This window comes from Bacteroidota bacterium, assembly GCA_016722565.1.
Lineage (GTDB): Bacteria > Bacteroidota > Bacteroidia > 2-12-FULL-35-15 > 2-12-FULL-35-15 > 2-12-FULL-35-15.
This window is the reverse complement of sequence record JADKIU010000002.1, coordinates 293,020-304,542: the sequence shown is the minus strand read 5'-3', so window position 1 is coordinate 304,542 and position 11,523 is coordinate 293,020. Positions and strand designations below refer to the sequence as shown.

9 protein-coding genes are annotated in these 11,523 nt (G+C 33.6%); 2 read left to right on the top strand and 7 right to left on the bottom strand.

What is annotated here, in order from left to right; all coding sequences use genetic code 11:
- Positions 1-58 precede the first annotated feature (58 nt).
- The 5 genes from IPP64_06680 to IPP64_06660 form a co-directional block, all read right to left on the bottom strand.
- The gene (locus IPP64_06680; GenBank protein MBL0329093.1) at positions 59-418 is read right to left on the bottom strand and encodes a hypothetical protein; all 360 of its coding nucleotides are present in this window, start codon (positions 416-418) and stop codon (positions 59-61) included.
- Between the two features lie 97 nt (positions 419-515).
- Complete coding sequence (locus IPP64_06675) at positions 516-935, bottom strand: hypothetical protein (GenBank protein ID MBL0329092.1); 420 nt, start codon at positions 933-935, stop codon at positions 516-518.
- A gap of 30 nt (positions 936-965) precedes the next feature.
- Positions 966-1,382 carry a hypothetical protein gene (locus IPP64_06670; GenBank protein MBL0329091.1) on the bottom strand — a complete coding sequence of 139 codons (417 nt, stop codon included), beginning with the start codon at positions 1,380-1,382 and terminating at the stop codon, positions 966-968.
- Between the two features lie 10 nt (positions 1,383-1,392).
- Positions 1,393-1,761, bottom strand: a complete 369-nt coding sequence (locus IPP64_06665; GenBank protein ID MBL0329090.1) for a hypothetical protein — start codon at positions 1,759-1,761, stop codon at positions 1,393-1,395.
- A 1-nt stretch (position 1,762) separates the two neighbouring features.
- A complete protein-coding gene (locus IPP64_06660) occupies positions 1,763-2,353 on the bottom strand; it encodes a hypothetical protein (protein ID MBL0329089.1) in 591 nt (196 codons plus the stop codon).
- An 803-nt stretch (positions 2,354-3,156) separates the two neighbouring features.
- Between IPP64_06660 and IPP64_06655 the strand changes: the two genes are divergently transcribed.
- Positions 3,157-3,423: a GIY-YIG nuclease family protein gene (locus IPP64_06655; protein MBL0329088.1), complete on the top strand. Its 267-nt coding sequence runs from the start codon at positions 3,157-3,159 to the stop codon at positions 3,421-3,423.
- 140 nt (positions 3,424-3,563) lie between these two features.
- On the opposite strand, the gene IPP64_06650 is transcribed toward IPP64_06655, so the two are convergent.
- A complete protein-coding gene (locus tag IPP64_06650; protein ID MBL0329087.1) occupies positions 3,564-5,555 on the bottom strand; it encodes a tetratricopeptide repeat protein in 1,992 nt (663 codons plus the stop codon).
- Between the two features lie 228 nt (positions 5,556-5,783).
- Between IPP64_06650 and IPP64_06645 the strand changes: the two genes are divergently transcribed.
- Positions 5,784-6,986 (top strand): bifunctional 3,4-dihydroxy-2-butanone-4-phosphate synthase/GTP cyclohydrolase II, encoded by a 1,203-nt coding sequence (locus IPP64_06645; protein ID MBL0329086.1) that lies wholly within the window; start codon positions 5,784-5,786, stop codon positions 6,984-6,986.
- A 75-nt stretch (positions 6,987-7,061) separates the two neighbouring features.
- On the opposite strand, the gene IPP64_06640 is transcribed toward IPP64_06645, so the two are convergent.
- Positions 7,062-11,399 (bottom strand): translocation/assembly module TamB, encoded by a 4,338-nt coding sequence (locus IPP64_06640; GenBank protein MBL0329085.1) that lies wholly within the window; start codon positions 11,397-11,399, stop codon positions 7,062-7,064.
- Positions 11,400-11,523 lie beyond the last annotated feature (124 nt).

Below are 11,523 nucleotides of genomic sequence, written 5' to 3'. Positions count from 1 at the left end.
GCTGTCTGAGAGTAGGCAGACAAAATAGGGCTTTAAAAGTAAAATGTATTCGATTTAACTAAGCAAGATTAATTACTAATATACTTTCCTCATCATCTTCCCACTCTTTATAACAATCTACATAATGAAAATACGTCTCAGCTATTTGTCTGATTCCATCTAGTTGTCCATCTGGAGTGATTATATGAACGTTTCCGTTTTTCGGATAAAATAATATTTCACCTATTTTAAATCTAATACCAGTAATGCTTTCAATATTCTCGCAATCAGAAGAAGTATGCTGAGAGATTTCTTTTATTAACATATAGATTCCGTCAAAATATTGTTGACTAACAAATTTAAAATGTTTTACAATGGCATTAGAAAGAGGGTCTTTCCCTTGTATACTAGGCTTGGCGAACTTAACAATGATTGGCATGTTTTAAGAATTAATTAGTTGATATACTTGTGTTGATGGGCTCTTTAAACGGTCTTTAAACCAACTTTTTACTAAGTCTGATATGTCATCCATAAAGCTAATCTATTTCAAGCGGTTCATTAAATACAATAAATGAATTGTTTTGGAAAGTTGTCATTGCTATGGATGAAGCGTTAAAATTTGCAGTACCCAATATTCGTATATTCTCAATAGGAATAATTCCCAAATAAGCTCTAGACTCTGACCAGCCGACCTGTGATTTATCTACTTCCAGAAGTTCAAGTGAAGGAGGTTCTATTAAGAGAATTGAACAGTTCAATATTCCATTAGTTCTTTCTTCAAACCTTCCAGTCGCACAGGCACTACCATATCTTCGAAGAATCGATTCTACATCGGTTGTCTCAAACATGCAAATTACTTCTCCCACTTTGTATGGGTCCCATTTGTTAAATCCTTTCAGTTCCCTTGTTTCCCTTAGTATTACCAGTTCCTTTTCAAATACAAGACGTACATACATATAATAAAATAATAGTATTTAAACGAAATATTAAAATCCTAGCCATTGCCCCGCTTTATATCCAAATACATAAGGCTTAGACCCTTTAAAGGTATCTTCTTCTAAGAGTGCCTGTATATTTGATAGTCCAAACTTCAACCATCCAGCAGTTGATAAATGACGTTGCAGATTTTGGGAATAGCTTTTTATTGCTTTCTTTTTAAAAAAAATTCTTTGATACTTGAAGTTTTCCAGCTTCTTATGGAATAAATCTACCTCTGCTTGGCTAATATTTATTTCCATAGTACCTGTATTAACAACCGTGAATGGCATGTCAGTCTTTAATTTTTCAGCTTTCTTATGCTGTGGTGGTAACTTATTGTGAAATTCATCTAAAAGAATAAAAAAATCCCTGTTAGCCTTAAACACCAACAATACAGTATTAAATAAAAAACTTGATATATCCATTCTCTAATTGTTACAGGTCTTTTTTCTTTTTCTTAGGAGACCATCCAGACCTAGATACCCATCCCTTTCTATTATCTGGTCGCTTGCCAGTTTCAAAGTAAATTTTTAAATCATTCAAATCATTAACCGACATAGGTGTAGCAATTTCTCCTTTTTTAGCTTTTTTATTTTTTTGCTTTGGCGGTGGACCAACTGATTCAAGATTTACCCTGTCTATTTCTTGCTGAAGAAATTTTTCAAGTGCTTTTTTATTTTTCTTTATTTTAAGTGCAGAAATCTTCTTAGCACGTTCTTCAACAAATATTTGCTTTTCTGTTTTAGGACGCGGTTTTAATACTGCACCAATGAATGAGGCACTTTTACTTCTTCTGTTTACCATCTTACTTTTTGAATGGATTTAGGTCATCACCAGATTTACGTTTTGCATTAATTGCAGTTACTTTAGCATCAAATGTTTCTGTAACAAAATCGGTTAAAGCTTCATTAAAGTCAGCTATTTTAATGTTAACATGTGCTACTTCTGCTTCTACATATTGCCTAGCTCCAACTAAATTAGCGTTCATCCTACGTACTATATCAGCTGGTAGTGTTAAATTCTGGTGATAGCCTGTAAATGTTTCAAAAGAAAAAGCATTATTATCAATCGTAGCATCTATATCAACCCTTTGTGCAACTCTAGCTCCAGAATTAACAGAAAGAAGTTGTTGTTCTCCAGTAAATGGCACTTTGTATTCAATCCATACTGATTGATGGTTTGGGTTATCTCTGAAATGTGGTCTCACAACAACATTATCAAAGTCAACAGCTATGGTGCTTAAGCTGTATTTGTCAATAATAGATTTTTTGTACTGTACAGGGTTCTTTAAATCTGCTATACTATCACCATCATCTGCTATTGCTTTAATAATTTGGTTTTTTCTTGATTGGGTCCAATCCATTATGGTACCTCTGCTAAATAAAATTTCCGACATTTTTTTTATTTTTTAATTTGTAATACAAAGATAAACCATAAAAAGGCTGAATCATAAATTGTAACGAGATTTACATTACTCCTGTATAGCTTTAAGTTTATTAACCCTATTAGGAAAAATAGCAATCAAGGTATTTAATTAACATGTTATTGTTGATTGATTTTTGTCGAAAAAATTCTTTTCCCATCTAGTTGATGCTTAACTTAGCATATATATTAAATAAAAATCAAATGATAACAGTAAAAATTGAGATTAACGGGGTTGATGTAACTAATCGGAACAATAGTTCAGATACTTATCTTTCCCAGATTCAAAAGAATCTAAAAATCGTAACTGAAAGAAATAAGGAATTATTTAACCGAATTTCTGCAAGCGTTACTTATCATGTAACGCACACTACTGGGAGATACGTAAGTATAATCTCAATGGTTGGTGAAAAGTTATCACATGCTGATAACCAGCTTATACAAGCTACTTTCTCAAGTGTTTACCCAAGAAATTAGGTGTTAGCAATTAAAATAATCCTTGCTAGGGTCAATCCTTAAACTAAGATATTCTACATCTTGGATTTTTTTTTCTTACGCTAACATTTACGGTTTCATACAAATCCTAATAAGTGAGGAAACAAAGTGAGGAAATCGCTTTTAAAGGCTCAAAAACGATATGTTTTTCTTGTGGAATGATTGCTATTAAAGGGTTTGAATGCATTGTCGATATTCATAACCCTGAGGTCTCGGGTTCAACTCCCGATCTCGCTACACAGGAAAAGCCCCATCTAGGGGCTTTTTACATTTTAGTAGAAAATGGAATTTGTAACCTATATATTATATTCTTTCGGTTCGCAACGTTTTTATATTGGTTATTCTACTAACCTCATACTTAGAATTCATTGGCATAACAATGGAAAAAAAGGATTTACTACTAGATTTAGACCGTGGAAAGTTGTTCATGTTGAGTTTTTTGAAACCAAAGAACAGGCAATCAATATGGAAAATTATTTTAAATCTGGGAAAGGAAGAGACTGGTTTAAAGCGCACTTCAATGTGAATGAAAGATTCATATCCGACTAGGCGGACTCGGGTTCAACTCCCGATCTCGCCACACATAAACCCTTGATTATCAATAATTTCTTTTGTATTCAAATTCTAAATAATTGTGAAGGGCGATAAATTGGCTGGAATATCTACCTAGAATAATTGGTTTAAAATTTCTAAAACCTCACTCCTATTAAACAGACATCATCAATTTGTTCTACATTTTCTTTCCATTTTTCAAATGCATTTTGAATAAGTATTTGTTGCTCTTCCATGGTCTTGTGTTGAACATTAAGCAATAATTCTTTTAATGCCTTTGCCTTAAATTTTTTCCCTTTTTCCCCACCAAACTGATCAATAAAACCATCTGTAAAGATGTAAATTGTATCGCCCTGTAATAGATCTACATTGTGTGTTGTGAACTTCTCCTGATTCTCAAATTTTCCAATTGGCTGCTTGTTTGCTCCCCACTCCATACATTCGTTATTTCGAATTATCCACAAGGGATTATAAGCTCCAGCGTATGAAAGTTTATTTCCGATTATAGAACATAGTGCTATATCCATTCCGTCATTCACATCTTCATCACTTTTTTCAAACTCTTCCAATACAAGCTCTCTCGTTTTATCGAGTATCATTCCTGGATCTGTTAAGCCTTGTTCTCTCACCGAACGGTTTAAAGCATTGTTGCATACTACACTTACCATTGCCCCCGGAACACCATGACCAGTGCAATCTGCAGCTGCAAATAGAATAGACTCATTTTTATGTTCCAACCAATAAAAATCACCAGCAACAATATCTTTAGGTTTATATAAAATAAATGATTTTTTCAAATACTGCTTGACCAATTTTTCAGAAGGAAGAATTGCAGTTTGAATTCTTTTTGCATATGAAATTGAATCTGTTATTTCCTTGTTTTTTAATTCCAACATATTTTTAGCTGACTCAACAATACTATTTTGCTGTTCGATTAACTTCTTTTGTCTGCGTGCAACTTTTAAGCGATTAAAAACGAAAAATAAAAAAGCCAATACGAATGCCAAGCCAATGGAAATAGCCATTGTAATAACTTGTTGTTTTTCTTTTGCTTCCTTCTCGATGCCCAATCGTTTATCATTTTCTATATCATCAATGGCTTTTAGCTTTTCATACTTATATTTTGCTTGTTGTTTTGCTACATTTTTTTGAGTCTCCCCATTATTCAAACTATCACGCATAGTTATATACAGGCGATACATCTGCAATGCATCTATTCCTTTATTTTGTTTTTCGTATATTGAACTTAATAATAAAGCTGCTTGTTTTATATCGTCAGGATATCCTAATTTTTTTGAAAGATTAAGACTTTGCAATGCAAACTTTTCTGCCAAATCTATTTTACCTTGCTTAAAATAAATTTTTCCCATATTCTCGTAACTGATAGCTTCACCTTGCAAATCACCCAACTCTAATTCTATCTTTAAACTATTTTGAAGATAACCTAAAGCAATATCAAACTCACCTTTTATCCGATAATTATCTGCTATATTATTCAAAACCATCGATATTCCTGGCTTGTCATTCATCTCTTTATACAGTTTCAAACTATTGGATAAATAATAAAAAGATTTCTCCATATTCCCCATATCGACATATACAACAGCCAAATTGTTATAGCTCATTGCAATAGCCTGCTTATTGCCTAACTTCTCTTTAATGCGTAAACTGCTTTCAAAATATTCCAAGCTTTTTTCCCAATCGTGTTGATTATAAAAAACAAAACCAATATTATTTAAGACACTTGCTTGCTCTTCTTTATTGTTAGTTTCCTCAAAGATTTTAAGACTTCTGTACATATATTCTAAAGCTCCTTCAATATCACCTTGCGACTCCAACAAATATCCCATCCAGGCATAACTACCACTTTTGCCGTTAGTATGATTGTGTTTTTCGAAAATATTTTTCCCCATTTCACAAAATAAAATCGCAGAATCAGGATAAGTTAAATAATAGTAGTCTACTTTAGCAAGCAAGGCATTTGCAATAATCGTATCGTGATTGGAAGAATTGGAGGTAATTGCGTTTAAGCTATCTAAGGAATTTTGCTCTGCCTTGGTCCGTTTTTGACCATAAACAGAATTACTAATTAAAATAAAAAACAAAAAAACAGCTGAAACTTTATGCATTCTATAAAGATATAAATAAACTGGATTCAAAAAATCAGCTTAATAAACTAAATATCAATTCCGAATGCCATTGTCTTATCAAAACTACTCAAAACAGTTATTTTTATCGGTTCATCAATATTATTGACTAACTTAGAGTAGGTTTCTGCGTCCGATTTCAACTAATCTAGAACATCTAAGCCTCTTTTTTGTTATCTTTGCAACCCAATTAGCATAAATATGAATTCTATTTTAAATACCATTGAAGAGGCGATTTTAGACCTTAAAGCAGGGAAAGTGATTATCGTTGTAGATGATGAAAGTCGCGAAAATGAAGGTGATTTCTTAACCGCTGCTCAAAATGTAACTCCGGAAGTTATTAATTTCATGGCAACGCATGGTCGCGGACTTATCTGTGCGGCCATTACAGAAGAACGTTGCACTGAATTGGGCTTGGAAATGATGGTAACCAATAATACTGCAGAACACGCCACCGCCTTTACTGTTTCTGTTGATTTATTGGGATACGGATGCACCACCGGCATCTCTGCTGCTGACCGCTCAAAAACAATTCAAGCATTAATTAATCCCAACATCAAGCCGGAAGAATTTGGTAAACCCGGACATATTTTTCCGTTAAAAGCAAAAAATGGAGGTGTTCTTAGAAGAGCTGGACATACAGAAGCGACCGTTGATTTGGCGCGTTTGGCCGGATTTGAGCCTGCTGGTGCTTTGGTTGAAATTATGAATGAAGATGGAACCATGGCGCGTTTGCCCGAACTAATTGAAATTTCTAAAAAACACAATCTGAAAATTATTTCTATTGAAGATTTAATTGCCTATCGCGTTAAAAACGAAAGTATCATTACTAAAAATGTACAAGTTAAAATGCCCACTCAATGGGGTAATTTTGATTTAGTAGCGTATCGCCAAACAACCAACGACCAAGAACACCTCGCATTAATCAAAGGGCAATGGGATAAGGACGAACCTATTTTAGTTCGTGTGCACTCTTCTTGCTTAACAGGAGACATCTTCGGATCTTGTCGTTGCGATTGTGGTCCACAATTGCATAAGTCGATGGAGATGATTGAAAAAGAAGGAAAAGGTGTAATTGTTTATATGAATCAGGAAGGCCGTGGAATTGGCTTAATGAATAAATTAAAAGCTTACAAATTACAGGAAGAAGGTAGAGATACTGTTGAAGCAAATGAAGACCTTGGTTTCAAATCGGATGAACGTGATTATGGTGTAGGTGCACAAATATTAAGAGACCTGGGAGTATCAAAAATCAAATTAATGAGTAACAATCCGAAAAAACGTGCTGGCTTGATCGGTTACGGATTAGAAATTGTAGATAATGTATCAATCGAAATAGAATCCAACGAACATAACAAGTTTTATCTTCAAACAAAAAGAGATAAAATGGGCCACTCCTTAAAGATTGATTAAGCTTTCTTTGGGAGTCATTTGCTAACTAAAATTGTGATAAAAAGAAGATCGATTCAGTGATCACCACACTTAATTTTACGGAGTAGTCACTTCTTCTTCTTTTTTCGCACTTCCTCTCCACCCTTTTACGGTTTGTAAATATTGTTCAAATAACTGACCAATGGTATTAAACTCCTCACGGTAAAAGATACCAACACCTTGCGTATACGCACCATTTACAGCAGTTTGACTATTATCATTCGCTTTGTTAAATGCTTTGATTCTTACCTTCCCATCTTCCGTTAATTTATAATCCACGTTCACATCTCCTACCAAACTATTTGGATTTTGTGAATTCGAATTATTACCAATATTTCCTTCCACAGAAAGTTTATCATTGAATAACTGAGTCGATAGCGCAACTTCCAATTCATCTTTTGTAATTGCATCTCCAGGTCGATAATTCACTCCAATATCAAAATCATTGCTGATTTTACTCAACATATTACTCAACTGATTTGACAACATTTCACTGGTATTGGAACCTACACCATCGGCAACAGTGGGTCCTCCACTGCCCGAATTACTCAACTGATAAGGTGTAACGAAACTATTTAAAATTAACAAAGAGAACACTTGTCGGTTTTCCTCCGCATCATTATTAATGTAGCTCATTACCGTTTGACGTGTAGATGCATCCACAGTTGGCAAACCAATTTCAAAATCAATTTCAGGTGATAATAAATCACCGGTCATGTTCATCACCACATCTACCGGATAACGCTTTTTATATGCAGTATTTGTAGAATCCTCCGGGAAGAACGTTTTTATACTTGCTCTTGCTTTGTAAATTGCACTGATATCTAAATCCGCTTTATACGGAATACCGCTCCACTTAATCGTTCCACCTTTTTTAATGTCAAACTTCTTATTGATAATGTTTTGAAGTGTAAATAAATAATCTCCATTTTCAATCAAGTAATCGCCATACATTTTGAAAACCCCCTTTTCAATCTTTAAATTCAAATTACCATTTCCTCTGGCTTTAATGATATCCCCTACCTTCTGATCAAATATCAACTGGACTTCCGCATCAGGCGTAACATCTAAATCAAAGTTTAAGACCAAACCACCAAGTGATACCGTATAATTATCTTTTGCATTTAAAGCACTGTCCTTTTTAATAAACGTGATGAAATTATTTTGAGCGACCTCAGATGTTCCGCCCAATGGTATAAATATTTTAGTCAGCTCCGTTTTAGACAAGAAATTGACTTTATCCGACTTATCATTGGAAGTGACTTTCTCGGTTTTTACGTTCGCATCAATCAACAACTCATTGTTTACAAATCCAAAAATGTTAATTATACCTGTAACATACGCTTGTCCGTAATACAAACTATTATCAGATTCTGTGGTGTTCAAACACATAAATTTAGTAGCATTGATATCGAAATCGAGCTGGAAATTTTTAAAATTATCGTGGTATATCTTCCCATTTACAATGGCTTTGTTGTTGTTGGGAATGTCGTAAATTGTCATTCCTTCAATACCAAATGAACCATTCTCAATTACTATATCATGATTAAACTTATAATAGGTATTCAGATAATTCACTCGAATTCTTTGGGCATTCACATTTAACAATCCATTGATATCCGGTTTCTTTACATCACCTTTGATTGTAACATTCCCAGAAATCAAACCATCAAATTCAGAGCAAAACTCTTCTACATAAGGTTTTAGTAATTGCATACGCACCGCTTGCAAATTCAACTCCATATCAATATTATTCTCCTCCTTTTTCGGATAATAATAACCGGCAAATGTAATGTTGGGAATTTCATTTTGAGTAAAGTTGCCATGTAAATACAGTGCATCCTTTGTTTGATCCCAAACACTTGAAACATTTCCTTTTCCTATTTCATTATCATTTAAAAAGAAAGCCCTAAAATCCAGTAAGCTTGTTAAAACAATATCTTTATAAACATTATTAATAACCGTTTCACCATTTATTACACCTTTAAAGTTTAATCCAATTTGACTTGTAAACAAGTTAATATTGGCAAGATTAAACTCCTGAAGATTCAATTTAATTTGATCTGCCTTGTTATCTGAAATGATACCATTAAGTCCGACTAACTGCTTTTCATGAGAAAAAACGAGGTTCTTCACATTGATCCAGGAAGTATCGACCATCACATAATTTCCTTCATCCACATTCCATACAGAATCCGAAATAATAATTGTGGATGGTAAAATTTTGAAATCAATTTGATTATGTGGTTTAAAACTTAAAAACGATTTCACATCCCCTCTATACTCCCTTTCTGTTCTACTATTCCAAAGCAATTGAAGATTAACACTATCAGAACGAGTGGAGCTATATATACCAAAATCTGTTAAACCCAAACTATCCGTCAACAACAATCGTTCACTACTTACGCTGAAATCCAATCGATCGTTGGTGGTTGCAGCCAAGGTTGACCAATTTTTAAAAACAACATCCGAAATACTAATCTTATCTGAGCTGCCAGACAAGCTAAACTGATTGGTAATGGAGTTAAAATTTCCTTTTAATTGCGTTTTAGGAGCAATGCTCAATGCTGGTGCAAACAAACGCAAAATGGTTTCTGTTTTTTTAAATACAAAGGAATAATCAAACTTCTCAATGGAGCTTTTAGGAATAACTACATTATCAAAATAAGCTGGAATATATTTACTCAAAACCTTTTTAAAGGAGTTTTGCATTTCCAAAATTTCAAACTGCCCATTTATTTTTGCATCAACAAAATCGGAATTTAATTTTATTGATTTAATACCACTTTCATTTTCGAGGGTCAAATCAAATACACTCAATTTATACGTTTGATCATTTTCTTTATAAATCGTATTATCGAAATTTATAAATCCTACCAGGTTGTCAATGTTATTGCCCGTAACATTAATGATGAGCTGAGTCGACAAATCCATTTTTTTCTCAGATTTCACAAATTGCAAAGCACCCAAATCTGCTTTATTCAGTGTGGTAATAAAATCCAATTTCGGCAACTTACCAGTAAAATCTACATCCCCGATAAAATCAAAATCAATGTTATCATCTTTAACATTTAGTTTTCCTTTAAAAATTTGTTTTGCAATAGTGCCTTCTACGGCAACATTTTTATAGGTATAATTATTAAACTCCACCGAATTAACTGTTCCCGTTAATTTCGCTGCAACCTCTTCTAATGTAAGTCCTTCCCCATCAATATTTACGTCCATTGTAGCTCTTCCAAGCATCTTCGCATCTAAAAATGCTCCAAAATCAAATGCAGTCGATTTTAATTTTCCTTTATACACTTCTTTGTTTTTCTTTTCATTGTGACTAACCGCTAAGTCGGATGAAAGAGATCCAAGTGCTGAAGAAAAATCACCATAGGCATAAAAATCGTTGTACAATCCGGTAAAGGTTCCTTTAAACTTCATCTTACCTAATTTGGCAATGTTTGATGGAACATTTAAAGTTTTACGACTTTCAAATGGAGGAACAGGAATTTCTTTGATGTCCGCATAAGTGGTTGTCAGTCTTTCTACATTTAGATATATAAGTGTTTCATCTATTTTCGGCAAGCCTGTTAGTGTAAAATCACCCACAAATTCGGTATGTTCAGCAAGTTTCAAGTCCATATCCTTGCCTTTAAGATCACTTATTTTTCCACTAACCTTTCCTGAAATTGTGATGTTTCTGTAGATTCCTTTTAGCTGTGGAACGAAATAAGCAATATCGCTCATTTCGACTTTCGATTGATCAAACGCTGCTTTGATTTTTACTTGATTAATAAAATCTTTAAAAGCACGGTAACTTTTATACTTAAAACTTAAATCCGTAGAGATGGTACTTTCAGGAGTTTTGATTTTCAGTTCATCCAATTGTATTCCGGCTGGGCTCACATTTACATAACTACTAAAATTTTGAAGTACAAAACCACTCTTTTCAACAGCTGATAAATAGTCGATGGTTGCATGAATGGTATCCTGCTCAAATTGAATATCCGTAATACGACCATTTATCTTTTTAGCATTTAAATCAAAATAGTTTACACCGGTTGTTTCCAGTGTATCGTGTTCACTCCGATAGGTAAAATCGGTATTCACCATGGTTACTTCATCAAATCGAATTTCCCATCGTTGAGAAGGCACTTTTTTTGTTGTATCACTATCTACAAACAAATCAATGATAAATTGAAGATTCAGATCATCGTCTTCTGCGTATTTAATCAATTTCGATTTTGTATTTAAGAGCATCACACTACTTACAAACAATTGATGTTTTTCAAAATCAAGCTTCCCGATATCAATTTTTAACTTTTTAGAATACAATAAGGTATCTGCATGCAAATCTTCAATGTAGATATCTTCCAGTACCACTTTCTTGAAAAATTCGATGTCCACACTCCCAATTTCAACACGCGTATTTAACTTGGAGGAGAGATATTCAGCCGCTTTATGGCCTGCAAATACCTGTACACTCCTCACTTGAATAAGCAGAAAAACCAATAACAGAATAAATATTATC

What these genes read in the sequence shown, in the direction of transcription:
- IPP64_06655 (MBL0329088.1), top strand. Translation starts at nt 3,157, where the DNA reads ATGGAATTTGTAACCTATATATTATATTCTTTCGGTTCGCAACGTTTT.
- IPP64_06665 (MBL0329090.1), bottom strand. Translation starts at nt 1,761, where the DNA reads ATGGTAAACAGAAGAAGTAAAAGTGCCTCATTCATTGGTGCAGTATTA.
- IPP64_06675 (MBL0329092.1), bottom strand. Translation starts at nt 935, where the DNA reads ATGTATGTACGTCTTGTATTTGAAAAGGAACTGGTAATACTAAGGGAA.
- IPP64_06650 (MBL0329087.1), bottom strand. Translation starts at nt 5,555, where the DNA reads ATGCATAAAGTTTCAGCTGTTTTTTTGTTTTTTATTTTAATTAGTAAT.
- IPP64_06660 (MBL0329089.1), bottom strand. Translation starts at nt 2,353, where the DNA reads ATGTCGGAAATTTTATTTAGCAGAGGTACCATAATGGATTGGACCCAA.
- IPP64_06670 (MBL0329091.1), bottom strand. Translation starts at nt 1,382, where the DNA reads ATGGATATATCAAGTTTTTTATTTAATACTGTATTGTTGGTGTTTAAG.
- IPP64_06680 (MBL0329093.1), bottom strand. Translation starts at nt 418, where the DNA reads ATGCCAATCATTGTTAAGTTCGCCAAGCCTAGTATACAAGGGAAAGAC.